19 protein-coding genes and 2 pseudogenes are annotated in these 26,364 nt (G+C 71.0%); 15 read left to right on the top strand and 6 right to left on the bottom strand.

Annotated features, from left to right (window positions below; genetic code table 11):
* Nucleotides 1-228 precede the first annotated feature (228 nt).
* A complete protein-coding gene (locus tag R6V09_RS13060; protein WP_317881561.1) occupies nucleotides 229-2,406 on the bottom strand; it encodes a bifunctional serine/threonine-protein kinase/ABC transporter substrate-binding protein in 2,178 nt (725 codons plus the stop codon).
* Nucleotides 2,403-3,248 (bottom strand): hypothetical protein, encoded by an 846-nt coding sequence (locus tag R6V09_RS13055; RefSeq protein ID WP_317881560.1) that lies wholly within the window; start codon nucleotides 3,246-3,248, stop codon nucleotides 2,403-2,405. Before R6V09_RS13055 ends, R6V09_RS13060 begins: the two co-directional genes overlap by 4 nt.
* 101 nt (nucleotides 3,249-3,349) lie before the next feature.
* Between R6V09_RS13055 and R6V09_RS13050 the strand changes: the two are divergent.
* Nucleotides 3,350-3,475, top strand: a pseudogene (locus R6V09_RS13050) (3-oxoacyl-ACP reductase); the annotation flags it as partial.
* 465 nt (nucleotides 3,476-3,940) lie between these two features.
* On the top strand, nucleotides 3,941-4,780 hold the full coding sequence (locus R6V09_RS13045) for an MHYT domain-containing protein (protein ID WP_317881559.1): 840 nt from the start codon (nucleotides 3,941-3,943) through the stop codon (nucleotides 4,778-4,780).
* 72 nt (nucleotides 4,781-4,852) lie between these two features.
* Here R6V09_RS13045 and R6V09_RS13040 read toward each other — a convergent pair.
* Nucleotides 4,853-5,560: pseudogene (locus tag R6V09_RS13040) on the bottom strand (NAD(P)-dependent oxidoreductase); the annotation flags it as partial.
* A gap of 191 nt (nucleotides 5,561-5,751) precedes the next feature.
* Between R6V09_RS13040 and R6V09_RS13035 the strand changes: the two are divergent.
* The 10 genes from R6V09_RS13035 (at nucleotide 5,752) to R6V09_RS12990 (ending at nucleotide 20,809) form a co-directional block, all read left to right on the top strand.
* Nucleotides 5,752-6,747: a LacI family DNA-binding transcriptional regulator gene (locus R6V09_RS13035; protein ID WP_317881558.1), complete on the top strand. Its 996-nt coding sequence runs from the start codon at nucleotides 5,752-5,754 to the stop codon at nucleotides 6,745-6,747.
* A gap of 348 nt (nucleotides 6,748-7,095) precedes the next feature.
* Nucleotides 7,096-8,625, top strand: coding sequence for an ABC transporter substrate-binding protein (locus R6V09_RS13030; RefSeq protein ID WP_317881557.1), 1,530 nt, complete (start codon nucleotides 7,096-7,098; stop codon nucleotides 8,623-8,625).
* A gap of 93 nt (nucleotides 8,626-8,718) precedes the next feature.
* The gene (locus tag R6V09_RS13025; RefSeq protein ID WP_317881556.1) at nucleotides 8,719-9,660 is read left to right on the top strand and encodes an ABC transporter permease; all 942 of its coding nucleotides are present in this window, start codon (nucleotides 8,719-8,721) and stop codon (nucleotides 9,658-9,660) included.
* The gene (locus tag R6V09_RS13020) at nucleotides 9,657-11,513 is read left to right on the top strand and encodes a dipeptide/oligopeptide/nickel ABC transporter permease/ATP-binding protein (RefSeq protein ID WP_317881555.1); all 1,857 of its coding nucleotides are present in this window, start codon (nucleotides 9,657-9,659) and stop codon (nucleotides 11,511-11,513) included. The genes R6V09_RS13025 and R6V09_RS13020 overlap by 4 nt, the downstream gene beginning before the upstream one ends.
* Nucleotides 11,510-12,436 (top strand): ATP-binding cassette domain-containing protein, encoded by a 927-nt coding sequence (locus R6V09_RS13015; RefSeq protein WP_317881554.1) that lies wholly within the window; start codon nucleotides 11,510-11,512, stop codon nucleotides 12,434-12,436. The genes R6V09_RS13020 and R6V09_RS13015 overlap by 4 nt, the downstream gene beginning before the upstream one ends.
* Nucleotides 12,433-13,926, top strand: coding sequence for a glycoside hydrolase family 43 protein (locus tag R6V09_RS13010; protein ID WP_317881553.1), 1,494 nt, complete (start codon nucleotides 12,433-12,435; stop codon nucleotides 13,924-13,926). The genes R6V09_RS13015 and R6V09_RS13010 overlap by 4 nt, the downstream gene beginning before the upstream one ends.
* 56 nt (nucleotides 13,927-13,982) lie before the next feature.
* The gene (locus R6V09_RS13005) at nucleotides 13,983-16,145 is read left to right on the top strand and encodes a beta-galactosidase (protein ID WP_317881552.1); all 2,163 of its coding nucleotides are present in this window, start codon (nucleotides 13,983-13,985) and stop codon (nucleotides 16,143-16,145) included.
* A complete protein-coding gene (locus R6V09_RS13000; protein WP_317881551.1) occupies nucleotides 16,142-18,682 on the top strand; it encodes a beta-glucosidase family protein in 2,541 nt (846 codons plus the stop codon). The genes R6V09_RS13005 and R6V09_RS13000 overlap by 4 nt, the downstream gene beginning before the upstream one ends.
* Before the next feature lie 26 nt (nucleotides 18,683-18,708).
* The gene (locus R6V09_RS12995; RefSeq protein WP_317881550.1) at nucleotides 18,709-20,253 is read left to right on the top strand and encodes an apiosidase-like domain-containing protein; all 1,545 of its coding nucleotides are present in this window, start codon (nucleotides 18,709-18,711) and stop codon (nucleotides 20,251-20,253) included.
* Between the two features lie 55 nt (nucleotides 20,254-20,308).
* Nucleotides 20,309-20,809 carry a GNAT family N-acetyltransferase gene (locus R6V09_RS12990; RefSeq protein WP_317881549.1) on the top strand — a complete coding sequence of 167 codons (501 nt, stop codon included), beginning with the start codon at nucleotides 20,309-20,311 and terminating at the stop codon, nucleotides 20,807-20,809.
* 80 nt (nucleotides 20,810-20,889) lie between these two features.
* Here the strand turns inward: R6V09_RS12990 and R6V09_RS12985 are convergent, their stop codons facing one another.
* Both R6V09_RS12985 and R6V09_RS12980 read right to left on the bottom strand, forming a co-directional pair.
* Nucleotides 20,890-22,737, bottom strand: a complete 1,848-nt coding sequence (locus R6V09_RS12985) for an MFS transporter (RefSeq protein ID WP_442810038.1) — start codon at nucleotides 22,735-22,737, stop codon at nucleotides 20,890-20,892.
* Nucleotides 22,734-23,174 (bottom strand): MarR family winged helix-turn-helix transcriptional regulator, encoded by a 441-nt coding sequence (locus tag R6V09_RS12980; RefSeq protein ID WP_317881548.1) that lies wholly within the window; start codon nucleotides 23,172-23,174, stop codon nucleotides 22,734-22,736. Before R6V09_RS12980 ends, R6V09_RS12985 begins: the two co-directional genes overlap by 4 nt.
* Before the next feature lie 72 nt (nucleotides 23,175-23,246).
* On the opposite strand from R6V09_RS12980, the gene R6V09_RS12975 reads away from it, so the two are divergent.
* The 3 genes from R6V09_RS12975 to R6V09_RS12965 all read left to right on the top strand — a co-directional run bounded on the left by R6V09_RS12975 (nucleotide 23,247) and on the right by R6V09_RS12965 (nucleotide 26,015).
* Nucleotides 23,247-24,137 (top strand): PfkB family carbohydrate kinase, encoded by an 891-nt coding sequence (locus R6V09_RS12975; protein WP_317881547.1) that lies wholly within the window; start codon nucleotides 23,247-23,249, stop codon nucleotides 24,135-24,137.
* Between the two features lie 83 nt (nucleotides 24,138-24,220).
* Complete coding sequence (locus tag R6V09_RS12970) at nucleotides 24,221-24,415, top strand: hypothetical protein (protein WP_317881546.1); 195 nt, start codon at nucleotides 24,221-24,223, stop codon at nucleotides 24,413-24,415.
* Between the two features lie 133 nt (nucleotides 24,416-24,548).
* A complete protein-coding gene (locus R6V09_RS12965) occupies nucleotides 24,549-26,015 on the top strand; it encodes an FAD-binding protein (protein ID WP_317881545.1) in 1,467 nt (488 codons plus the stop codon).
* An 11-nt stretch (nucleotides 26,016-26,026) separates the two neighbouring features.
* On the opposite strand, the gene R6V09_RS12960 is transcribed toward R6V09_RS12965, so the two are convergent.
* Nucleotides 26,027-26,364 (bottom strand): helix-turn-helix domain-containing protein (locus R6V09_RS12960; protein ID WP_317881544.1); only part of this gene is annotated, 338 nt, incomplete at its 5' end.

Genomic DNA, 26,364 nt, shown 5'->3' with positions numbered 1-26,364 from the left:
AAGCGGGCGCGGAAGCCGGGGTCGTCCGCGTACTCGGCGCGGATCACCTTCAGCGCGCACCACGCGCCGTGCGGCGAGCGCGCCAGATAGACGACGCCCATGCCGCCCGCGCCGAGCCGCCCGGCGAGCCGGTGCCCGCCGATCACGGACGGATCGGCGGGCAGGAGCCGTTCCACGGCAGCCGCCTCCGTTTCGTAGTCGTTCCCGCTCGTCGGATCCGAGCCTCGGTCAGCCCTGGCTCTGCGCCGCGCGATGGAGATCGCCGAGCGATCCCAGCTGTCTGAACCGCCCGCCGCGGACCTCGTGGACGAAGGTCTCGTCCGCCCAGCCCGTCGAGCTGTTGTCGTACTGGTGGAAGTCGCCGAAGGCGTACGTCCGGGCGATGCCCTGGTACTTCACCTTCGCCAGCCGCACGGCGAGATCGGCCCGCACCGGACGCCGGAGTGCCCCGGCCGGAACCGTGCGGGCGAACTCGGCGAGCAGCATTTTCGCACTGTCGTACGCTTCGGTCGCGTACGGCTCCGGAGTGCTGCCGTACCGCTTCCGCCAGGCCGCGGTGAGGTCCTTGGCCCGCTTCGTCGTCAGTACGGAGGGGTCAACGGCGTCCGTCACCACGTACCAGCCCTCGCCCGCCGCGCCCGCGAGGCGCGGGAAGTCCGAGCCGTACAGCTGGTGTTGCATCCAGCGTGGCCCGGTGAAGCGGGCCGCAGCCAAGGACCGGGCCGTGCGGACGGTGGCGTCCAGGGCGCCCAGGTACACGAAGGCCTTGACACCAGCGGCGAGCAGTTCGCGCACCGCCTTCGGTCCGTCGTCCGTGTCCTCCGCGACGACGCGGGGCACGACCTCGCTCTTGAGGATGTTGCGCCAGTTGCCGACCACCTGGGTGCCCTCGTCCTGCATGGCGGAGCCCCCGGCCCGGTCGATCACGACACCGGCCGGCACCACCTGTTGGGTGATGTAGGCGTGCAGTCCGATCCAGCCGCCGAGCGCGGCGTGGGCGGGGCCGCTCTGGAACGAGGACTTCGGCGACGTCAGGAAGTAGTCCTGCTGGCCCGTGCTGCTGGAGACATGGGTCAGCCCCGCCACACCGTAGACGGCCGCGGCCCGCTGCATGGGGAGCTCGGCGACCGGTCCCAGCACGGCGACGACGCTCCGGTCGGCGGTGAACTTACGGGCCACCTCCCGGGCGGTGTCCGCGTCGCCGCGGTCGGCGAGGACCTTGACCTTCAGGTCGTAGGAGCGCTTCGGAGTGGCGTTGTGCTGGGCGACGGCGAGGCGGGCGGCGCGTTCGGAGGCCCGGCTGACGGCGGCCTCGGCCGTGCCGGTGGTCGTGTGCACGCCGAGGACGTACACGGGACGCCCGACGCCCGTGGACGGCTTCTCGTCGTCCCCCGACGCCCACACCGCCGCTCCGGTCCCGCCGCCCGCGAGCAGCAGCGCGCCGCCGGCCAGCAGCAGCCGGCGCCGTCCCGGGTGACCGGTGGGGACGGCGGGATCGTCCACGACCGTGGGTTCGACGTCCGGGAAGGCGAGGCTCTCGGCGGACCGTGCGGCGACCATCCGGGCGACGGAGTCGGGGAGCCAGCTGCCGGAGGCGTCCGGAGCGTCGTCGGCGAGCAGGCCCCGTATGTCGTCGGCTGTGGGCCGCGCGGCCGGGTCCTTGGCCAGGCAGCGCTCCACCAGGGACCGCAACTCGCCCTCCACATCGCCGAGTTCCGGCTCGTCGTGGACCGTGCGGTACACCAGGGCATCCGGTGTCCCGGTGCCGAAGGGCGGAGTGCCGGTCGAGGCGTACGCCAGTACGCAGCCCAGCGCGAAGACGTCGCTCGCAGACGTGGCGGGCTGCCCCTCGGCCTGCTCCGGGGCGAGGAAACCGGGGGTGCCGACCACGAGCCCGGACGCGGTCAGCGCCGTGTCGTCGGTGGCGCGCGCGATGCCGAAGTCGATCAGGCGCGGTCCGTCCAGAGCGAGCAGTACGTTGCCCGGCTTGACGTCCCGGTGCACGAGCCCGGCCGTGTGCACGGCAGCCAGCGCCTGGGCCAGCAGTCCGCCCAGGACGCGTACGGCCTGCGACGGCAGTGGGCCGTGCGCGGCGACCGCCTCGGCGACGGAAGGCCCGGGGACGAACACGGTGGCCAGCCACGGCTCGCGTGCCTCGGCGTCCGCGTCCAGGACGGGAACCACCCAGGGGCTGTCCACCCGCCGCGCCAGCTCCACCTCCCGCGCGAACCGGGCCCGGAAGTCGTCGTCACCGGAGCCCTCCCCCCGGATCACCTTGACCGCGGCGAGTGCCCCGGAGTCGGTGCGCCCGAGGTAGACGACGCCCATGCCTCCCGCACCGAGCCGCCGCAGCAGCCGGAACCCCGCGATGCGGGACGGGTCGGACGACCGCAGTGGCTCGCTCACTGTCCCGCCCCCTTCGGCTCGGTCGGTTCCGCGGTGGCACTCGCATCGCCCGCCTTGCCCCGGCTGTCGATGCTCGCCGCGACGAAGGTCATTCCCTTGGCTATGTCGGTGGTGACGGTGGAGTCCTCGGTCTCGGTCCGGCCCGAGCCGTGCCGCGCGGTCGCGGCCACGGTGACCGGCCCCATGCGGAACTTGTACCAGTCGAAGGGATGCGCCTTGCCGCCGTCGGCGACCCAGTTCCCGCTCTCCGTCAGGTCGTCGTCCGAGATCACGGTCCGCCCGCCGGCGAACGCGTCGGCCTGGGAGTACAGGCCGCGTACCCGGTCCGTGGCGTTCAGTTGCTGCTCGGGACAGCGCAGCGGCTCCTCCAGCGACCCGGCCATGTCGCGCCGCGCCGACACGACGTCCTGGTGCACGGTGACGGTCAACGACACGTACACCGGCCCCTTGCCGCCCTTCGCCGGCAGCTCGTACATCCGCGTGAGACTGGCCAGCACTGTGCCCGGCAGCCCCTCGCGCCGCCACAGGCAGTCCTCGCCGAGTACGGCCCACTCGGCCGGATCGCTCTCGAAGGGATCGCGTTTGCGGTACCCGGTGCCGAAGTAGTCGGGGCGCACGGTGAGTTCACGAACGAACTCCACCGCCTCGGCCCGCGTCCTCGGTGCCCGGTCCTGGGCGAGCGTGTACGGCTCGTTCACGGGCGACGCCGAGGCCGAAGGCGACGCGCCGGAGCCCTTCTTCGGCGTCCCCTCCGCCTTGGGGGCATCACTCGACCCGCTGCTGCACCCCGCCAGCAGCAGCACACCCGCCGCCGCGCCTAAGACTGGTCTCCACCCGGCCATGCATCACTCCCACCCCTATGCCCGCACTCTTGGCACGAGTGTGGCGCACGTAAACGCTCTTGGTTGCCAACTGCCCTTACAAACCTGAGCAGTTAGGGGTTCTGACGACGACGCACGGCGCTCCGGTTGCAGCCGGTGCGTGCGGGCGGACGTATGCGGTCGCCGTCATCACCGGCGCCTCGCAGGGCATCGGCGCAGGTCTCGTCGAGGCGTACCGGAAGCTCGGCCGAGATCCTCCACGTCGACGGCGGCCGGAGCGCCGGCCGCTGAACTCCCCACGCTGGTGGGCTTTGTGGGCAGTAGTGGTGAAGTATCGATTCGGCTAACACCTCTCCAGGTTGTGTAGGAAATGTGTGAACGGCGTGATTGAATCATGCACAGCTCGGCCTGGTGGCTTGAAATCGACCGTTCGGTTCCCCGTGTCCTGTCCCCGTTCGCAGGATGTCCGCGCGCTCGTGCACGTCCGCCCGGCCGAGCCGGTACGAACGTGCGGCAGGGGTGGGAGTGGTCGATCCGCGCGCGCCCCTGCCGTGGCGCACCCTGTGTCCCCGCGCGTCTCCCGACCGGAGGCCCGCGCCCGGCGCGGCCCGGCGGTCTCCGCGGCCCGCCGGACGGGAGCGTGCGCACGTCACCGTGCCGGCCCACCGCCACTGCGATGCGGCCTGCCGTCACGTACGTGAAGGGAACCCTCGATGACCGCCACCGTCTCCGACTTCTACTACGGCGCAGTGACACCTGTCGCCGCCTACCTGATGGCATGCCTGGGAGCGGCCCTCGGGCTGCGCTGCACGACCCGTTCGCTGCGCCGCCCGCAGCACAGAGCGCGGTGGCTGGCGATGGGCGCCGTGTCGATCGGCTGCGGAATCTGGACCATGCACTTCATCGCCATGATCGGCTTCAGCGTCCAGGGCGCGCTGGTCAACTACGACACGACGAAGACGCTCCTGAGCCTCCTCGTGGCGATCGTGGTGGTCGCCATAGGAGTCTTCCTCGTCGGCTACCGGGGCGGCTCACCGCTGAACCTCGGTGTCGCGGGCGCGGTCACCGGACTCGGAGTAGCGGCCATGCACTACCTGGGAATGGCCGCCATCCAGACGAACGGCACCCTCCACTACGACCCGCTGACCGTGGTGCTGTCCGTGGTGATCGCCGTGGGCGCCGCCACCGCCGCGCTGTGGGCGGCGGTCTCCATCCACGCGCTGTGGGCGAGCCTCGGCGCGAGCCTGGTCATGGGTGTGGCCGTGACCGGCATGCACTACACCGGCATGGCCGCGGTCTCCGTCCACCTCACCCACCAGGCCGCATCCGCGCAGTCCTCGGCCGACCTGGTCGCGTTCCTCCTGGTCATGCTCGCCGGCCCGCTCGTCGTCCTGCTGGTCGCCGCCGTGATCGTCATGTTCGACCCCGACATGATGCTTGGCGACGACGAGCCGAGCGCGCAGATGCCCGCGCCCGCGCCGCTGTTCGGCGGCGACTCCGTGTTCCCGGCGCCGCAGCCGGCGCAACAGCCGCAGACGCGCACCTCCTGGTGACCTGACCCCGGCACCCCGAACACGCACGGCCGTCCGGGCCCGCTCCCGGGCGGCCACTCGCGCTCACCACTCTCACCCGCCGTTCTCCACAGGGGGAGTGCGGACGTCGGACGGTGCCGCGCCCTCGGTCCTGGCCTCCAGCGCCCGCAGTACGGCCACCATGTCCTCGCCGCCGTGACCTTGTGCGACGGTCTCGTCGTAGAGGGCGTGGCAGACGTCGAGGAGCGGGGAGGCCAGTCCGGCCTTGCGGGCGGCCTCCGCGATCAGCCGGTTGTTCTTCAGCACGTCGGTGGCCGCCGCCTGCACACCGAAGTCGCGCGTCACCAGCTTGGGCGCCTTCACCCGGGAAACCGAACTGGCCATCGGCCCCGCGTCCAGCACCTCCCGCAGCAGGCGCTGGTCGAGCCCGTGCCGGTCGGCGAAGTGGAACGCCTCGGCAAGTCCGGTGACCAGGGTGATCAGGAACAGGTTCACCGAGAACTTCATCAGCAGGGCGCCCGGAACCGCACCGCAGCCGAACGTCTCCTGGCACACCGGGGCGAGCAGCGGCGATACGGCCGCCACGGCATCGGTGTCGCCGGCCAGCATGCCCACCAACTTCCCCTGCTCCGCCGGGACTCGGGAACCGGAGACCGGGGCCTCGACGTATCTCCCGCCCGCGATCTCGATGTCGTCCTGGAGGCTGCCCGAATACTCGGCCGAGGTCGTGCCCATGTGGACGACGGTGTGTCCGGCGACCCGTGCGGCGACCCGTGCGGCGAAGTCCGGGGTGCCCCGGCCCCCTCCTCGACGCCGCGGTGCGCGAGGACGGCTGATCCGAGGCCCACGGGCATCGGTCGCACCACCGGTAACAGGTCATCCTGTCCGACGCGTCGGACGTGTGGCACCCTCACTGTTACGATTCAGTGACGCACGCCACCCCGGTCGGGCGCACGGCATCGGCTTGTCCGAGATGTTCCCAGGAGGCTCCCATGGCGGGCAGGACCGGCCGCGTGACGGCGACCGACGTCGCCAAGGAAGCGGGAGTCTCGCAGACCACGGTCAGCTATGTGCTGAACGACGTGCCGCACCAGAAGATCTCCGAGCAGACCCGGCGCAGGGTCCTGGACGCGGTGGCGAAGCTGGGCTACAAACCGTCGGCCGCCGCCCGCGCCCTCCGCCTGGGCCGCAGCGACCTGGTGCTGATGTTCCTTCCGGACGTTCCCGTGGGCGGCACTCTCACCGCCCTCGTCGAACTGCTCGGCGACGAGCTGGAGCGCCACGGACTGAACCTCGTCACCCGGCGCGAACGGCACGCCCCGCTCAAGTCGCTGTGGCAGGAACTCATGCCGGCGGCCGTGATGTCGGCCTTCGAGGTCTCCGCCGAGGATGTCGCCGCCATGCGGGCGGCCGGTATCCACGTGGTCAGCGCCGGGATGGGCCCCGCCGCAGCCCCCGGCGTGCTGACCATTCCCCAGACCTTCATCGGCGCGATGCAGGTGGAGCGGCTGGCCGACACGGGGCATGTCCGCCTCGGCTACGCCGCGCCGGGGGACCCCCGACTCCGCGACTTCCTGGCCCTGCGGCTCGAAGGCGCCCGAACCGCCTGCGCGGAGCGCGGACTTGAGCCGCCGGTCCTGCTGGACGTGCCCCTCGACATCGCGGCGGCCGCCGCCGCGGCCGAGCAGTGGCACTCGGCCGACCCCGCCGTCACCGGAGTGTGCGCCTACAACGACGAGACGGCTTTCGCCCTTCTCGCGGGTATGCGCAGGGTGGGCCTGTCCGCCCCCGGCGACCTGGCGGTGATCGGCGTCGACAACGACAAACTGGCGCCCTTCGCGATGCCGCCGCTGACGACGATCGACAACAACCTCGACGTCGTCGTGGGCCGCGCGGCCCGGATGATCGTCAGCGGCGTGACCGGCCGGGCACTGCCGTCGTCGCCCCAGGTGACCCCGCTGAGCCTGATCGTGCGCGAGTCGGCCTGACAGCGGTCGGCCCGACAGCGGTGGGCCTGACAACAGCCGTTCCGGCTTCGGGCGCGCAGTGATGCGACGCCCCGGTTAATTCCGGCTTTCCGGAAAACAGTGACGCACGGGTCTTGTGGCCCGCCAAGGGCTGGGCTTACGTTACGCATACGTTTCACTTGTACGTATCAGTGGCTGGTTCTCACCCACCGAAAACGGTGGCGAACACACCCTCTTCGGCCAGGGACGGCTGACCGCCAAGAACGGTCGTAGCCGCGTCAGGACCTGGTTCTCCCCTTACCTCCGAGGCTCTTGAGGGCGGCTCGACGCCTGATGCCGCCCGGTCATCCACTCACCAGCGGAGTACCCATGCGAAGAATCGCGCTGACGGCCGTATCCGCGGCCCTGATGCTGTCCGCGGCCGCGTGCGGCTCGGGTTCAGGTTCCGGTTCCGGCAAAACGGCCACCGGCGGCACCCTGACCCTGGCCCCTCTCGTCGCGGCGCAGCCGTGGGACCTGGCCGACGCCGGACTCGGCAACAACGCGCAGTACTACCAGCCCGTATACGACTCGCTGTTCCGGCTGTCCCCGACGGCCGAGGTCGAACCCAACCTGGCGACCAAGTGGTCCTACGACGCGGCCCGCACGGTACTCACGCTGACCCTGCGCAGCGGCGTCAAGTTCACCGACGGCACCCCCCTGGACGCGACGGCGGTCAAGACCAACCTGCTGCACACCAAGGGCGGCACCAGCGAGGCGGCGGGCCAGCTGACCAGCATCAGCGGCGTCGACGTCGTCAGTGCCACCGAGGTCAGGATCAGGCTCTCGGCCCCCGATCCCTCGCTGGTGCCGAACCTCGGCAACGTGGCCGGCATGATCGCGAGTCCCAAGGCCATCGCCGCGGGCACGATCAAGAACACCCCGGTGGGTTCGGGCCCGTACACCCTGGACAAGTCCGCCACCACGGCGGGCAGCACCTACACCTTCGTACGCAACCCGGGGTACTGGAACAAGGCCGCCTTCCCCTTCGACAAGATCGTCCTCAAGCCGCTGACCGACCCGACCGCCGTGCTCAACGCGCTGCGCTCGGGCCAGGTCAACGGCGCGCTGCTGGCCAGCGCCAAGAGCATCGCGCCGGCCAAGAGCAGCGGGCTGACCGTCACCAAGTTCACCTCCGGTGACGTCGAGGGCGTCTACATCTGGGACCGGGCCGGAAAGATCGTCAAGGCGCTCGGCGACGTCCGGGTCCGTCAGGCGCTCAACTACGCCTTCGACCGCTCCACGATCGTCAAGACGGCGAAGCAGGGGCTGGGCAAGGCGACCACCCAGATCTTCAACCCGGCCGGTTCGGCCTTCGACAGCTCGCTCAACTCGAAGTACTCCTACGACCCGGCCAAGGCAAAGCAGCTGCTGGCCGAGGCGGGCTACCCGCACGGCTTCTCGGTCACCGTCCCGGACGTGTCCTCGGTTTTCCCGGACCAACAGGCGGCCATGGTCCAGCAGTTGGAGGACATCGGGATCAAGGTCAAGGTCGACAAGATCCCGGTCACCCAGTTCATCAGCGCCCTCCTCGCCGGCAAGTACCCGCTGTCGTACATGACGCTGGCCTCCTTCCGCCCCTGGGACACCATCCAGATCGAGGTCGGCAAGAGCGCCCTGTGGAACCCGCTGCACACCGAGGACCCCAATGTCACCGACCTGATCACCAAGGCCCGCTCGGCGACCGGCGCCACCCAGGACGCCCTGTTCAAGCAGCTCAACACCTACCTCGTCGACCAGGCGTGGAACGCGCCCTGGGACTCCGTCGAGGCCGTCTACGCGACGACCAAGGGCGTCACCTTCACACCGCAGACGTTCGCCGCGGTGCCCCCGATCTACAACTTCAAGCCCGCCGGCTGACCAGGACGGCGGACCGGGCGGGCACGGTGGCACCGATCCCGCCCGGCCGCCGGCGCATAACAACGGCCGAGGAAAGGCAAGGTGGAGAGACTGATGATTGTTTTCTTGGTCCGGCGCATCGCCGCCGGGCTGGTCCTGGTCCTGGTGATCGCGACCACGACCTTCGCGCTGATGGGCCTCACCGGCTCCGATCCGGTACGCCAGATCGTGGGACAGACCGCCACCCAGCAGCAGGTGGCCGCGAAGTCCACCGAACTCGGGCTCGACCAGCCCTTCGTGGTCCGCTACGGGCACTGGCTCGCGGACGCGGTGCACGGCAACCTCGGCAGCTCGTGGTTCAGCGGTGAGTCCGTGACGACCTCACTGGAGAACAAGCTGCCGGTCACGCTGTCGATCGTGCTGGCGGCACTACTGCTGTCGGCGGTACTGAGCACCGTGCTCGGAGTGGCCGCCGCGGTCCGCCGGGGAGCACTTGACCAGGTGGTGCAGTTGCTCGCGGTCCTCGGGTTCGCCGTGCCCAGCTTCCTGGTCGCCTTGGTGTTCGCCGTGGTGATCGGCGTCGACCTGGGCTGGCTGCCCGCGACCGGCTATGTCCCGCTCGCGGACTCGGCGAGCGGTTGGCTGAAGTCGATCACCCTCCCCGCGCTGTCGCTCTCCGTCGGAGCGATCGCCGCCACCGCCCAGCAGGTACGCGGCTCCATGGTCGACGTCCTGCGCGCGGACTACGTACGGACCCTCCGCAGCCGAGGCATCAGCGAGCGGAGCCTGCTGTTCCGGCACGCGCTGCGCAACGCGGCCCCGGCCGCGCTGACCGTGCTGGCCCTGCAGTTCATCGGCCTGGTCGGCGGCGCGGTGGTCGTCGAGAAGGTCTTCGGCCTCAACGGGATCGGCAGCGAGGCGACGAGCGCCGGATCCCAGGGCGACACCCCGGTGGTCATGGGCGTCGTCGTGGTCATGGTCGCCCTCGTCGTGGTGGTCAACATCCTGATGGACCTCGCGTACGGCTGGCTCAACCCGAAGGTGCGTGTCGGATGACGCTGCCTCAGTCCGAAGAAACAGCGGTCACCGCGGCCGTCGCCGCACACGGAAGGGCGGGCCTCCTGCGCCGGCTGCTGCGCAGCCCGGTGGCTGTGACCTGCCTGGTCCTCCTCGCCCTCATCTCGCTGGCCAGCCTGTTCGCACCGCTGCTGACCAGCCAGGACCCGGCGCACACCTCGCTGACCGAGAGCCTGGCCCCGATGAGCGGAAAGCATCCGCTGGGCGGTGACGGCGTCGGCCGTGACGTCCTTGCCCGGCTGCTCTACGGCGGGCGCACCAGCCTGCTCGGCGCCCTGCTCTCAGTGGTCGTCGCCCTGGTGATCGGTGTTCCCGCCGGTCTGGTGGCCGGCTACTACCGCAAGTGGTTCGACGCGGTGAGCAGTTGGCTGGCGAACCTGCTGATGGCCGTACCGGCGATCATCGTGCTGCTGGTCGTGATGTCCTCGGTGGGTCAGAACACGTACATCGCCATGGCCGTCTTCGGCGTGCTGATGTCGCCGGGCGTCTTCCGGCTGATCCGCGCCTCGGTGATCTCCGTGCGCGAAGAGCTGTACGTGGACGCGGCACGGGTCTCAGGCCTGGCCGACCCCCGGATCATCCGCCGGCACATCCTGCCCGTCGTCCAGGCGCCGACCATCATCCAGGCCTCCCAGATGCTCGGTCTCGGCATCGTCATCCAGTCCGGTCTTGAGTTCCTCGGCCTGGGCTCGGCGACCCAGGCGAGTTGGGGCTCCATGCTCAACGACGCCTTCGCCAACATCTACAACAAGCCGGAGTTGATGGTCTGGCCGGGAGCGGCGCTCGCGGTGACCGTCGCCGCGTTCGGCCTGCTGGGCAACGCCCTGCGGGACGCGCTGGACGGGACCGCGACGCGCGGACGGAAACCGCGCGGCACGACGCCCCGCAGGCCGGTGGGGGTGAAGCACTCCGTATCGCCGGAGGCGGCGGACGCGCTGCTCGCCCTCGAAGGCCTGACCGTCTCCTATCCGACGGCCGAGGGAGAGAAGACCGTCGTCGACGGCGTCTCGCTCACCGTGCGTCGGGGCGAAGTCCTCGGACTGGTGGGGGAGTCGGGCTCGGGCAAGAGCCAGACCGCCTTCGCCGTCCTCGGTCTGCTGCCCCCGGAGGCCCGGGTCACCACCGGTCAACTGGTCTTCGACGGCACGGAGTTGGGAAACCTCGGCCGCGCGGAGATGAACCGGTACCGGGGCCGCCGGATCGCCTACGTGCCACAGGAACCGATGTCCAACCTCGACCCCTCCTTCCGCATCGGCGCCCAACTCGTCGAACCGGTGCGCAGACACCTGAAGTTGTCGGCCGCCGAGGCCAAGGCCAAGACCCTCGCCCTGCTGGAGCGGGTCGGGATCGCCGACCCCGAGCGGGTCTTCAACGCCTACCCCCACCAGATCTCCGGCGGTATGGCGCAGCGCGTTCTCATCGCCGGCGCGGTCTCCTGCGAACCGGACCTGCTGATCGCCGACGAGCCGACCACGGCGCTGGACGTGACCGTGCAGGCAGAGGTGCTCGACCTGATCCGGTCCCTTCAACGCGAGCGGAACATGGGCGTGATCCTGGTGACCCACGACTTCGGCGTGGTGGCCGACATCTGTGACCGCGTGACGGTGATGCAGACCGGCACCGTGGTGGAGTCCGCCCCCGTACGGGAGTTGTTCGCAGGCCCGCGCCACCCGTACACGCGGATGCTCCTGGCCTCCACGCTGGAGGACGCCGAGCCGAGGTCGCCGCTCAGCCGCATCGTGCCGGCGAGCGTCGCGGGGGCCTCGAAGGTCGCGGGCGTCACGGACACCGCGGGGATCACGAACACCGCACGTCAGGAGGGTCCGGCATGACCGCGACCATGAACGGGACACCGAACAAGGAGCTCCCGGCCGAACCCCTGCTGGCAGCCGACGACTTGGTCGTCGAGTACCCGTCGAAGGGCTGGCGCAAGCCGCCGTTCCGCGTGCTCAAGGGAGTGTCGATCACCATCGGCGCGGGTGAGACGCTCGGGCTGGTCGGCGAGTCGGGCTCGGGCAAGACCACCCTGGGCCGGGCCGTCCTCGGACTGGCCCCGGTCGCCTCCGGCACCGTCCGCTACGCAGGCAAGGTCATCTCGGGCCTGGGCGCGAAGGAACGCCGGGCGCTCAGCAGCGACATCCAGGTGGTGTTCCAGGACCCGTACACCTCCCTCAACCCGGCGATGACCGTGAACGACATCCTCAGCGAACCGCTCCGCGTCGCGGGCACCCCTCGCGCGGAGGCCGAGAAGCGGGTGCGGGACCTGCTCGACCAGGTCCGGCTGCCCGCCGACGCGGGGGAGCGGCTGCCACGGGAGTTCTCCGGCGGCCAGCGCCAACGCATCGCCATCGCGAGGGCGTTGTCCCGGGACCCGCGGGTCATCGTCTGCGACGAGCCGGTCAGCGCACTGGACCTGTCGACCCAGGCCCGGGTCCTGGACCTGTTCGTCGAGATCCAGGAACGCACCGGCGTCGCCTATCTCTTCGTCACCCACGACCTGTCCGTGGTCCGGCACATCAGCCACCGGGTCGCCGTCATGCGCGACGGGGAGATCGTCGAGACCGGCGACGCGGCGACGATCACCACCACACCCCAACACCCGTACACAAAGCGGCTGTTGCTGGCAGCGCCGGTGCCGGACCCGGCACGTCAGGCGGAGCGCCGGGCCGAACGGCAACGCCTGGCGGCGGCCATGGCGCCCGACGCCCCCACCCACACGTCCGTCATCGCCTCCACGTCGGGAGACCGAGCATGACCCTGCCCAACCCCGTCCTCCCCGGCTTCCACCCGGACCCCAGCATCACCCGCGTCGGCGACGACTACTACCTCGCCTGTTCGAGCTTCGAGTACCTCCCGGGCCTGCCGCTTTACCACAGTCGCGACCTCGTGCACTGGGAGCAGATCGGCAACGTGGTCACCCGCCCCGGGCAGTTGGCGGTGGAGAAGGTGCCCACGCTCGGCGGCGCCTGGGCGCCCACCATCCGATTCCACGACGGCCGCTTCTGGCTGGTCGTCACCGACGCGATGGGGCGCGGCAGTCTGGTCTTCACCGCTGAGCGGGCCGAGGGCCCGTGGTCGGACGGCGTCGTCATGCAGGGCATGCCCGGCATCGACCCGGACCTCGCCTGGGACGGCGACGGCACCTGCTTCGTCACCTACTCGGGGCTCCAGCTCGACGGCGACCACGCCGGCGAACACCTCGGCATCCAGCAGGTCCGGATGGACCTCGAAACCGGCCAAGCCCTCGAAGAACCAAGGTCGTTGTGGTCGGGCACGGGCCTGATGTTCCCCGAGGCGCCGCACCTGTACGAGATCGACGGCACCTGGTACCTCCTGATCGCCGAGGGCGGCACCGAACGCGGGCACTCCGTGAGCATCGCCCGGGGCACCCGCCCGGACGGCCCCTTCGAGAGCTGCCCCGCCAACCCCGTGCTCAGCGCCCGCAGCACCGACCGCCCGGTCCAGAACACCGGCCACGCCGACCTCGTACGCACCCCCGACGGAGGCTGGGCGCTGTTCCTGCTGGGCATGCGCCCCGGCGGACTGACGAGGGCCTTCTCGCCCATGGGCCGCGAGACGTTCAGCACCACGCTGGAATGGGTCGACGGCTGGCCGGTGGTGCAACCGGTCCAACTGACCCCGCCCACCGCACCGGTTGAGCACCACGAGGACTTCACCGGCACCGAACTCGGCCCGGAATGGCTCTCGATAAGGACCCCGGCCGCCGACTGGTCCTCCCTCACCGAGCGCCCGGGCCACCTCGTCGTCCATGCCGACGGCTCCACCATGGACGACCCTCGACCACGCTTCGTCGGCCGCCGCCAGCAGCACCGGTCGACCGTCTTCTCCGTCCGCGTGGACAGCACCGAAGGAGTCGGCGGCCTGAGCCTGCGGATCGACGAACGCCACCACTACGACATCGAGGTGGGCGCCGGCACCGCCCGGGCCCGCGCTCGCGTGGGCGGGCTCCACCAGACCTGGGAGCAGCCGGTTCCCCCGGGCCCGGTGACCGTACGCATCGAGACCGAGCCGGTCGCCGGCATGGGCCTCGACGCCCTCGGCCCGGACCTCGTGCGACTGTCCGTCGACACCGGCACCGACACGGGACCGGTCGAACTCGCCGCGCTGGACGGCCGTTACGTCTCCGCCGAGACCGCGGCCTCCTTCACCGGCCGTGTCGTGGGCCTGTACGCCGCCGAAGGAACCGTCGCCTTCGACCGGTTCGGCTACCGGGGCCAGGACTGACACCCGCGCCGTCCGAGACATCCGACCGGCACCCGACAGAAAGCCACCAGCACCGCATGGGCACCTTCTTCCCGCGCATGCTCTTCGGAGCCGCCTACTACACCGAGTACCAGCCCTACGAGAGACTCGCGCAGGACCTCGACCTGATGGCCGGGGCCGGCTTCAACGTCATCCGGGTCGGCGAGTCCGTCTGGTCGACCTGGGAACCCCGAGAGGGGCAGTTCGAGCTCGACTGGCTGCAGCCCGTGCTCGACGCCGCCCACGAACGCGGCATCAAGGCGATCGTGGGCACCCCGACCTACGCCGTCCCGCCCTGGCTGCGCCGCAAGTACCCCGAAACGGCGGCCCGTTCACGCACCGGGGAACCCATCCCGTACGGCATGCGACAGGACGCGGACTACTCGCACCCCGCCTTCCGGCATCTCGCCGAACGGCTGGTCCGCAAGGTCGTCGGGCGCTACGCCGACCATCCCGCGATCATCGGCTGGCAGGTCGACAACGAGCCCGGACTGCGCCTCTTCCACAACGACTCGGTGTTCCAGGGCTTCCTCGACCACCTCCGCGACCGCTACGGCGACGTCGAGACCCTCAACCGCCGCTGGGGGCTCACCTATTGGTCCCACCGCCTGCAGGACTGGGCGGACCTGTGGACCCCCGACGGCAACACCACCCCGTCGTACGACCTGGCCTGGCGCCGCTACCAGTCCCGGCTGACGCAGGAGTACATCACCTGGCACGCCGAACTGGTCCGCGGCCTCGTCCCGGAGCACCAGTTCATCACCACCTGCGTCGCCCTCGGCCAGCAGGGCCTGGACATCTCCGCCATCGGCCGGCCCCTCGACGTCACCGGGGCCAACATCTACTACGCCACCCAGGACGGACTGGCCCTGCCAGGCCCCGACGAGCCCGCCGGTGGACTGCACCCGTTCTTCGTCCCCTGGTCGGGCCCCGCCTGGCTCTCCCTCCAGAACGACCTGGCACGCGGCATCCGCCAGGAACCCTTCCTCGTCATGGAGACCAACGCCACCTCCATCGGCGGCTCCGCCGACAACTTCCCCCTCTACCGGGGCCAGGCCCGCCAGGCCGTGTGGAGCATGGTCGCGCGCGGCGCCAGAATGATCGAGTACTGGCACTGGCACTCCCTGCACTACGGCGCCGAGACCTACTGGGGCGGCATCCTCGGCCACAGCCTGGAACCCGGCCGGACGTATGAGGAACTCTCGGCGATCGCAGGGGAGTTGCAGCAGGCGAGCCCGACGATCGAGGGCCTGCGCCCCCGCAGCGACGTGGCGATGCTGCTGTCCGCCGACAGCCGCTGGGCCATGGAGTTCATGGCACCGCTCCGGGGCAACGCCCCCGCCTGGTTCGGCGATCCGCAGTCCTACGACCGGATCGTCGCCGCGTACTACCGGGGGCTGTTCGACGCGGGTCTGTCCGTCGACATCGTTGCCCCTGACCAACTGCCGTCCACCCCGCAGGAGTTGGTGGACCGCTGGCCGGTGCTGGTCGTCCCCGCGCTGTACATCGCGGACGACGCGACACTCGACCTGCTGCGCCGGTACGCCGAAGCGGGCGGCCATCTCGTCCTCACTCCCCGCACCGGCTACGCCGACGAGGAGGCCGTCGCCCGACACACGCTCATGCCCGGAGTGCTGCGCCCCGCCGCGGGCGCGCACTACCAGGAGTTCACCAATGTGCTGACCCCGGTCACGATCACCAAGGGGGAGGGGACGCCGAACGGCCCTGCCCTGCACGGCCAGGCCACCGCGTGGGCCGACGGGCTGATCCCGGACGGCGCGACCGTCCTCGCCGGGTACGACCATCCGCACCTGGGCGAGTTCGCCGCCGTCACCACCCACGCGTACGGCGCCGGCCGGGTGACGTATGTCGGCACCGTCCCGGACCGCGAACTCTCGCACAGCCTCGCCGACTGGATCGCCGCGACCTCGCTGCCGACCGACGCCTGGCGCGAGGTCCGACCGGCATCCGTCACCTGCACCGCGGCCACCACCGCCGACGGCGCGATCCTGCGCTTCGTCCACAACTGGGCCTGGGAGCCGGTCGATTACCGCCTGCCGGAAGACGTCATTGACCTGCTCACCGGCGAGCCCCTCGCCGCCGGAACCGCCCTGGCGCTCGGTCCCTGGGACGTCCGGGTCCTCATCGAGAGCGCAGGCGACACCCCCACCAACCACCCTTCACCGAGGAGGACGCCGTGACCCGGCAGCCCACCCCCACCGACGCCCCGCCCGCGGCCGACGAGGCCGAGCTCGCCAGGCGCCTCGGCGCGCTCACCCTGGAGCAGAAGGTGCGGCTGCTGACCGGCGCGGACTTCTGGTCCCTCCACCCCGAACCCGCCGTAGGACTAAGGCGATTGGTCGTCTCGGACGGCCCCGCCGGAGTCCGCGGCGAACTGTGGGACGAGCGCAGCCCCTCCGCCAACGTGCCCTCGCCCACCGCACTCGCCGCCACCTGGGACGAGCAACTGGTCGAGAAACTCGGTGGGTTGCTCGCCAACGAGGCGCGCGCCAAGGGCGTTGACGTCCTCCTCGCCCCCACCGTGAACCTGCACCGAACCCCTTACGGCGGACGGCACTTCGAGTGCTTCAGCGAGGACCCGCTGCTCACCGCGCGGATCGGCGTCGCCTATGTGAAGGGCGTGCAGGGCGGCGGCGTGGCGGCCACCGTGAAGCACTTCGTCGGCAACGACTCGGAGACCCAGCGGATGACGCTCGACGCCCGCATCGGCGAACGCGCCCTGCGGGAGCTGTACTTGACGCCGTTCGAGGCGATCGTCGGCGAGGGCCGAGTGTGGGCCGTCATGGCCGCCTACAACGGGGTCAACGGACACCCGATGACCGAGAGCCCACTACTGCGCGAAGTCCTGCACGACGACTGGAACTTCGACGGTCTTGTGATGTCGGACTGGTTCGCCGCCCGCACCACCGAACCGTCCGCGCGCGCCGCGCTCGACCTGGTGATGCCCGGCCCCATCGGCCCGTGGGGCGACGCACTGGTCGCCGCCGTACGCAAGGGCAAGGTCGACGAGGCGCTCGTGGACGACAAGGTGCTGCGGCTGCTGCGCCTCGCCGCCCGGGTCGGCGCACTGGACGGCATACCCACCACCGCCCGGCCGCCGGAGGAGGACACGGCATCGGTGGCGGCCCGGCTGCGTGAGACCGCCGCCGCCGGATTCGTGCTGGCCCGCAACGAGAACGCCGTACTGCCCCTGAACCGCGTGGTGTTGAAGAAGGTCGCCGTCCTCGGCCCCAACGCCGCTGTGGCCCGCACCCTCGGCGGCGGCAGCGCCACCGTCTTCCCGCCGTACACCGTCTCCCCGCTCGACGGCATCCGCGCCGCCCTCGGCGACGGCGTCGAGGTCACCCACGGCATCGGCGTGACGCCGCAGACCCGCACACCGGTGGCGCCGCTGTCCCACCTCCGCCTCCCCGACGGCTCCGGCGAGGGCACAGAGGTGCGCTTCCTCGCCGCGGACGGAACCCTGCTCGGCACCGAGCGCCGCGCCGGAGCCGCCTACACCTGGATGGGGTCCTACGGCCCCGGAGTGCCCGTCGGCGAGGTCGCCCGGGTGGAGGTGCACACCGTCGTCCGCGCGACCGACGCAGGCCGCTACTCGCTCGGCGGCTCGGGCATCGGCCGGTTCCGGTTGTCCGTCGCGGGGGAACAGGCCTTCGACGTACGGCTCCAACTCCCGCCGGGCGCCGACCTGGTGGAGGGGCTGATGACTCCGCCCCAGCGGCTGCACACCGTCGAGCTGGCGGAGGGGGAGGAGACCGAGATCGTCCTCACCCACGACATCGACGTCGACGCCGTGTCGGCCTCCGGTTCGACGGGCGAGGCCATCGGTGACGCGGTCACCATGTTCCAGCTCAATCTGCAGCCCCCGCACGGCAGCGACGACGAGGAGATCGAGCGGGCCGTGGCACTCGCCCGCGCCGCCGAGGTCGCCGTGGTCGTGGTCGGCACCACCGAGGAGGTCGAGAGCGAGGGCTTCGACCGCACGAGCCTCGCCCTGCCCGGCCGGCAGGACGAGCTCGTCCGCCGCGTCGCCGAGGCCAACCCCCGCACCGTCGTGGTGGTCAACTCCGGGGCGCCTGTACTGCTTCCCTGGGCCGACGACGTGGCGGCCGTGCTGCTCGCCTGGTTCCCCGGCCAGGAGTTCGGCAACGCGCTCGCCGATGTCCTGCTCGGCACAGCGGAACCGGGCGGACGACTGCCGACGGTCTGGCCCGCGTCCGAGCGCGGACTGCCCACCACCGAACCGTCCGACGGCGTCCTCACCTACGACGAGGGACTGTTCATCGGCCACCGGGGCGCCGGCCGCGCCGAATGGCAGCCGCCCCGCTACGACTTCGGCCACGGACTCGGCTACACCACCTGGGAGTACGTCTCGCTCGACATCCCGGCCGAGGTGCCGCCGGGCACCGACTTCACGGCGGAGGTGCGCATACGCAACACCGGTACGCGGCACGGCAAGGAGGTAGTACAGATCTACGCCGGCCGCCCCGGAAGCGGGGTCGAACGACCGGTCCGCTGGCTGGCCGGGTTCGCCGTGGTCGAGGCCGCGCCCGGCGAGGAGACCGCCGCGACGGTGACGGTGGACGCCCGGGCCCTGCGCCACTGGGACACCGAGTCGGGCCGCTGGGCGGTCGAGCCGGGGACCTTCCGGCTGGAAGCCGGCCCGTCCTCGACGACCCTCCCGCTCACCGCGGACATCGCCGTCGGCCGGTCATGAGCGGTGCACGACCGCAAGCGGACCCGGTGACCGCCCCCTGGCGGCAGGCCGAGATCACCCTCACCGGGGTCCGCGATCACGCCAACCCCTACACGGACGTCGACGTATGGGCGGACTTCACCCACGAGTCCGGGACGGTCCTGCGTCGCCCGGCCTTCTGGGACGGCGGCCGGGTCTGGAAGATCCGCTTCGCCTCCCCGGAGCCGGCCGGCCGCTGGACCTGGCGCAGCGACAGCAACTGCCTCACGGACGAAGGACTGTCCGGGCGGAGCGGAACCCTCGCCGTCCGCCCCGCCACGGACGAAGACAACGCCTTTCACCGGCACGGCTTCTGGCGGATGTCACCCGGCGGACGCAGCCTGGTGCACGCCGACGGAACGCCCGCACTGCTGGTCGCCGACACCGCCTGGGCCCTGCCTTGGCGGGCCACGGAAGAACAGGTGAGGCAGTACGCGGCCGACCGGCGCGCCAAGGGCTTCAACGCGGCCCTGCTGATGACCGTCCAGCCCGACATGGACGCGCGCGGCCCGCGCGACCGCACCGCCGACGAGGGCTTCGACGTCGGCTTCGAGGACCTGCCCACCGGGCACGTCAACGTCCTCAACCCGGCGTACTTCCAGTACCTCGACCGCCTGACCGGCATCCTCCGCGACCACGGGATCGTGCCCGTCCTCCAGCCGCTCTTCCACGGGTTCGGCTGGAAGGGCCTGCGCGTGGCGGGCCCGGTGGTCCCGCCGCAGGAGTACGCGCGCTACTGCCGCTACCTGGTCGCCCGCTACGGCGCTGCCCCCACCGTCTACCTGGTCGGCGCCGACGGCGAGGGCGGCGAACCCCAGATCGCGGCGGGCGGCGCGGAGATCGGCCGCTGGGACGGCTACCGCCAGCCCTGCGGCATCCACTACCGGCCGCACTCCGCCAACCGCGCCCACCAGAGCGAGAGTTGGCTGCACTTCCAGTGGTGCCAGACCGGCCACATGGGCGGGCACGTCCAGGAACGGGTCGCCGACATGTGGCGCAACACCCCACCCAAGGCGATCGCCAACGGCGAGCCGACCTACGAGAACACCGGCCGCCCCGGCCGCGCCGCCGGCTGGTGGCAGGGACACGAGGCCTGGAGCAACCTCTGCGCCGGCGGCACGATGGGCGTCGTGTACGGCGCGGCGAGCCTCTGGCAGTGGCGACTGCACGCCGACGAACCCGGCCACGAGACGTACTTCCTCGCCGAGGACGCGGGCTGGCGCGAGGCACTCGACTTCGAGGGCTCCCACCACGTCGGCCGCGTCTCCCGCATCCTCGACGGCCTCCCGCTCACGGACATGCGCCCGGACTGGCGCTCCACCCTGGCACCCCGGGGCCTGTCCGTCCCCGGCGAGCTGTACCTCTGCTACGCGGAGGAGGGCGGCCCACTGATCATCACCGACCGGCAGAACGTCCCGCTTCCCTACCGAGTCGTCGACCCCCGCACCGGCGCCACCGTCCGCGAGGGCGTGCGCGCCGACGCCGGGGATCCCGTGCCCGACGAGGGAGGTGCGCCGAGGGTGTACATCTGCCATGCGCCCAGGGGGAGTTGATCCATGGGGGCATGCTGCATCTCGTCGCCGACTCGCGTCGTGTGATGCTGACGTCATGACTGATCAACACGGAGTTTCCGTCGTCCGCCGGCCGGGCGGGACGCTTTCCGACGAGGACGGGTTGGCCACGTTGCTGGCCGCCTACCATCTGCGGACGGAGGCGGAGAAGGGCCGGGCCGTTGCCGATGTGGACGGTCTGCCGGACCGCTACCGCGCGGAGATCTCGGATCCGCGGACCGCGTTCGCCGACGATGTGGTGCTCGTGGCTCTGAGCGGCGGCGCCCCGGTGGGCTGTCTGGTGGTGACCGCCCCCGCCGACGGACGGTCGGAGATCAAGAGGCTCTGGACCGCCCCGGAATTCCGGGGCCGGGGCATCGCGTCGGACCTGCTCGGCGCCGCCCTCGCGCACGCTGCGGAGAGCGGCGCGGGCGCCGTGCGGCTGTCGGTGTGGAAATGGCGGACCGGGGCCGTCGCTCTGTACGAACGCTTCGGCTTCACCGTCACCGAGTCATGGGACGATCGGGATCAACTGGTGTGCATGGAACGTTCCGTGTGAGCGTCCGATCGTGTCCACCGGGATCCCGAACAGGGCCTGGGCGTGCGGCCGTTGAGGTAGCGCTCCCCGCAACTGGGTTTCTACGACGGCCCCTTCGGCCCCGCCTGTGTGGTCTCGGGTGTCTCGGCGGGGGCGGGTGACGGATCGGCCGGTACCGGTTCGGCGCCGGGCTCGGACTGGTGGCCGCCGCGCAGGGCCGAGGCGATCGCGGAGACCAGCGCCATGCCCGCGGCCACGCCGAAGACGATGGTCAGGCCTTGGTGGAACGGGCCGGAGACCAGACGGGGGAAGAAGGAGTGACCGGTCAGGACGGCGCGCTGGGCCGTCGAGAGCCGGTCGAGGACGCCGTTGGTCGCGAGCAGGTGCTGAATGGGGTTGTTGCCGAGGAAGGTCGCGAACAGTGTGCTCACCGGTGGCAGCGACGCCGCCTGCTCGGCGGCACCGGCCGGTACGCCGTGTGCCTGGAGCCCCTTGCTCAGCGTCCCGGGCAGCGAGGAGGCGAGCCCGGAGACCATCAGGGAGAAGAACACGCCGATGGACAGGGCGGTGCCCGAGTTCTGGAAGGTGGAGCGCATGCCCGAGGCGACACCCCGGTACTCGCTCGGCACGCTGCCCATGATGGAGGACGTGTTCGGTGCGGAGAACATGCCCTGCCCCAGCCCGTTGAGCAGCAGCAGCGCCGCGAACATCCCGTAGTCGAAGTCGATGGGCAGCGCGAGCAGACCGAGGAAGGAGAGCGCCACGACGACCAGCCCGACCGTCGAGAACATCCGGGCGCCGAACCGGTCCGACAGATGTCCGGACACGGGCCCGGCGATGAGGAACCCGACCGTGAGCGGAAGCATGAAGATGCCCGCCCACAAAGGGGTGTCCTCGTAGTCGTAGCCGTGCAACGGCAGCCAGATGCCCTGCAGCCAGATGATCAGCATGAACTGCAGCCCGCCGCGCGCGATCGCCGTCAACAGCGCGGCCAGGTTGCCCGCCGCGAAGGCACGCACCTTGAACAGGGCCAGGTTGAACATCGGTTCGGCGGTGTGCGTCTCGATGTAGCAGAAGCCCAGCAGCAGTACGACGCCGCCGATCAGACCGCTGAGCACCCACGGGTTCCCCCAGCCGGTGGCGCTGCCGCCGTAGGGCTGGATGCCGTAGGTGATGCCCGCGAGGAGGATTCCGGCGCCCGACGCGAAGGTGAGGTTGCCGAGCCAGTCGATGCGGCCGGGGCGGCCCGCCGAGGTCTCGCGCAGGCTCAGGTACGACCAGATCGTGCCGGTGATGCTGATCGGCACGCTCACCCAGAACACCGCGCGCCAGTCGACGACGGCCAGCAGCCCACCGGCGAGCAGACCGAGGAACTGTCCGGCGAGGGCGGTGATCTGGTTGACGCCGAGGGCCATTCCGCGCTGCCGGGCGGGGAAGGCGTCGGTGAGGATGGCGGCCGAGTTGGCGGTGAGCATCGAGCCGCCGAAGGCCTGCACGATCCGCCAGAGGATCAGCCACATCGCGCCCGCCCCCGCGCGGAACGGGTCCAGGGACAGCGCGACGGACGCGCACGCGAAGATCAGGAAGCCGATGTTGTAGATCTTCACCCGGCCGAACATGTCACCGAGCCGGCCGAGCACGACGACCAGCACGGCCGACACCAGCAGATAGCCCAGGATCATCCAGAGCAGATAGCCGATGTTGCCCGGCGCGAGCGGATCGAGGCCGATGCCCCGGAAGATCGCGGGCAGCGAGATGATCACGATGGAGGCGTCCATCGTGGCGATCAGCACCCCGAGCGTGGTGTTCGACAGCGCGATCCACTTGTAGTTCGGCCCCGGAGGAGTGTCCTTACGACGCCCCGAGCGCACCGCGCCGAGCAGGGACGACCGCCCCCGGCGCGGTCCGGCCCCTTGCCCGTCGCCGGGTATGTGCGCGCTCTCGGTCACAGTCGCTCCGCAAGCCGGTCGAGGAGGGGGAGGGCGGACGTCAGTGCCGCGCGCTCCTCACCGGTGAACTCGTCGAGGACGGCCGCGAGGCGGTGCACCGACTCCGAGCGCCGCTCGGCCAGCATGGCGCGTCCCTCGTCCGTGATCGCCAGGATGCTCCGCCGCCGGTCCACGGCATCGGGGCTGCGGCGGACGAGCCCGCGCTGTTCGAGCAGCGCGAGGGTGCTCGCCATCGCCTGCGGGCGGACCCGCTCCAGCTCGGCGAGGGACGTAGGCGACTCGGACCCGTCACGGGCGAGCCGGGCCAGCACCGAGACTCCGGAGAGCGACACGTCCCCCACGGCGTGCGCCTGACGCAGGCGCCGGGTCACCCGCCCGACCGCGAGCCGTAGATCCGACGCGAGCCGAGTGGTTTCGTTCGGACTGTCCACCTTCATGATTACTAACACTAGATTTATCAGCCTGGACTGCTCAACCAATTGTTAGTAAATGGCGCGAGGAGGCTGCCGATGGTGAGAGGGCGTCCCACGGGACTGTTCGTCGGACTGTCCACCCTGGATGTCATCCAGCTCGTGGACCACGCGCCGGGTGCCAACGAGAAACTCACCGCCCGGGACCAGGTGGTCGCCGCGGGCGGCCCGGCGGCGAACGCGGCCGTGGCGTTCGCCCACCTCGGCGGTACAGCGACGCTGCTGACGGCAATCGGCCGCCACCCGTTGGGAGTTGTGGTTGCCGCCGACCTGCACGCGCTGGGCGTGACCGTGTCCGACCTCGCCGCCGACTCGATGCAGCCGCCCGCCGTGTCCTCCGTCCTGGTGACCGCGTCCACCGGGGAACGCGCCGTCGCCTCGACCAACGCGACACGACACCGGCTCGCCCCGCCCGACGATCTCGACGCGCTGGTGGCGGCCTGCGACATCGTCGAGTTCGACGGCCACCACATGGAACTGGCCGTGGCCGCGGCCCGTGCCGCGCGTGCCGCCGGCCGCACGACCGTCCTCGACGGCGGCAGCTGGAAGACCGGCACCGAGGACCTGCTGCCGTCGATCGACGTGGCCGTCTGCTCGGCCGACTTCCGCCCACCGGGCACGCACACACCGAGGGACACGCTGCGGTTCCTGCGGGAGCACGGGGTTGTCCGGTCTGCGGTCAGTGGAGGAGCGGGTCCGATCATCTGGGCGGGTCCGGGCGGCGAAGGCGCGGTGGATGTGCCCGTGGTCGAGGTGGCGGACACGCTGGGCGCGGGGGACGTCCTGCACGGTGCCCTCGCTCATCAACTCGCCATGCGGGGTGGCGGTTTCACCTCGGAGGCCTTCGTCGAGGCGTTGAGCGAGGCGGTGGTGGTGGCTTCGCGGGCGTGCGGGTCGTTCGGTACTCGGGCGTGGATGCGGGAGGGGTGACCCTGACTCGACTCGTCCAGGCCTGAGAAGATCACCAGGAACGTACGCATCACGGGACCGTACGAACCAGGGGTGGGAAAAACATGATCGTTGTACTGCTGCTCGGTGTCTTGGCGCTCATCGTCGGCGGGTGCGCGTGTGTGGTGTGGGCCGAGCGCGGCGGGCCTCGCTGGGTCCGCGTCGCGGCGACCGTGACACTCGCCGCGAGCGAACTGCTGCGCAGCTCCGAGAAGAAGCGGCGCCGGGGACTGAACCGGAGTGACGGAAACGACGACTAGCAACGTCAGGTTGCGACGGCCTGTGGCGAAACCGGTGAGGGAACTCGCCGGGGCGGAACCCTCTTCCGTGTGCCAACATGCCTAGACTGAGCCGCCGTTGATCGTCACATCCGGCCGGTCTCGGGAGGACCGTATGACCCGTATCCCGTCTCGACGTACCGCTCTGCGTGGCCTGGTGGGTGCCTCGGCAGTGGTCGTCGGCTTCGATCCGTTCACCCGTGGCTGGGCGGTGACCGACACCGGGCGTCCACTGAGCGGCATCCCGCGCCTGGACGGGACGCTGCTCACCGACGACGCCTCGCTCACCGCCGACGCCGACGACTTCGGCCACATCGTGCACCGCCGTCCGGCCGCGGTGCTGCGGCCCGGCTCCGTGCGGGACGTCGTCGCCATGGTGCGGTTCTGCAATCTGCACGGCCTCAGCGTGGCCCCGCGCGGACAGGGCCACGGCACGAACGGACAGGCGCAGGTCGAGGGCGGGCTCATTATCGAGACGGAGCCGCTCGCCTCCATCGGGCCCGTACGGACGGACAGTTCACGGGTCACGGTCGGGGCGGGCGCGAAGTGGAGCGACGTCGCCAAGGCCACCCTCGCCCACGGACTGACCCCGCCCGTCTTCACCGACTACCTCGAACTCTCCGTCGGCGGCACCCTGTCCGTCGGCGGCCTGGGCGGTCAGACCCACCGGCACGGCGCACAGGTCGACAACGTCCTGGAGCTCGAAGTCGTCACCGGAGCAGGGGAGTTGCTCCGCTGCTCCCCGTCCCGACACCGCGACCTCTTCCACGCCGTGCTCGCCGGCCTGGGGCAGTGCGCGGTGATCGTCGGCGCCACCCTGCGCCTGGTCCCGGCCCCGGAGACCGTACGGCACTACATCCTCCCGTACGGCGACCTCCAGACGTTCCTTGACGACCAGCAACTCCTTGCCACCGAGGGGCGTTTCGCCTACCTGGAGGGCCAGGTCGGCGCGGACACCGCCGGAGCCTTCAACCAGTTCGCCATCGAGGCCGTCGCCTACGGACCGCCGGTGGGGGACACCCCCGACGACACCGTCCTCCTGCGCGGTCTGCGCTACGCCGCGTCCGGCGCGCAGATCACCGACCTCGGCTACTACGACTTCCTCGACCGGCTCGCCCCCTCCGTCGCCGCCCTGAAGGAAGCGGGCCTGTGGGCCTACGCCCACCCCTGGCTCAACCTGCTGCTGCCCGGCCGCAGCACCGCCGACCTCGCCACCACTCTCCTCGGCGCGCTCACCCCGGCCGACCTGGGGCCGGGCGTCGTACTCCTCTACCCGCTGCTGCGCGACCGCCTTCACACCCCGCTGCTGCGGATGCCCGACGACCCGGTGCCGTACCTGTTCGCCGTCCTGCGCACCACACCGCCCGAGGACACGGCCACGGTGCAACGACTGCTGAGCGCCAACCGGTCCGCCTACGACACGGTCCGCGCGGCCGGCGGCACGCAGTACCCGGTCGGCTCGATCCCCTTCCAACACACCGACTGGAAACGGCAGTTCGGCCCGGTGTGGAGCCGGTTCGCCGAGGCCAGGAGGACGTACGACCCGAAGGGGATCCTGGTACCCGGGCAGGGCGTCTTCTGATCTCCGCCGCACTAGTCGGGCGGGAGGTCCGCCAGCGCGTCGCGCAGTGCGGCGCGGGAGGCCACGCCCAGTTTCGGGAACAGCTGGCGCAGATGGGCGGCGACGGTGCGGGGGGAGAGGAAGAGGCGTTCGGCGATCTGTTTGTTGGTGAGGCCGGCCGCGGCGAGGAGGGCGATCTCGCGTTGTTGCGGTGTCAGTGACGCCGGGCCGGTGACGCCGGCGGCTGCGACGGACAGGCCGGTCGCCCGCAGCTCGTTGCCCGCCCGGGCCGTCCAGGGGCGGGCGCCGAGCCGTTCGAAGGTGTCGATCGCGTAGGCGAGTTGGGTGCGCGCCTCAGTGGTGGACTTCA

The organism is Streptomyces sp. W16, from assembly GCF_033194735.1.
Taxonomy (GTDB): Bacteria; Actinomycetota; Actinomycetes; order Streptomycetales; family Streptomycetaceae; genus Streptomyces.
Note: the sequence above shows the minus strand (reverse complement) of the source record. Positions and strands in the feature narration are given on the sequence as shown.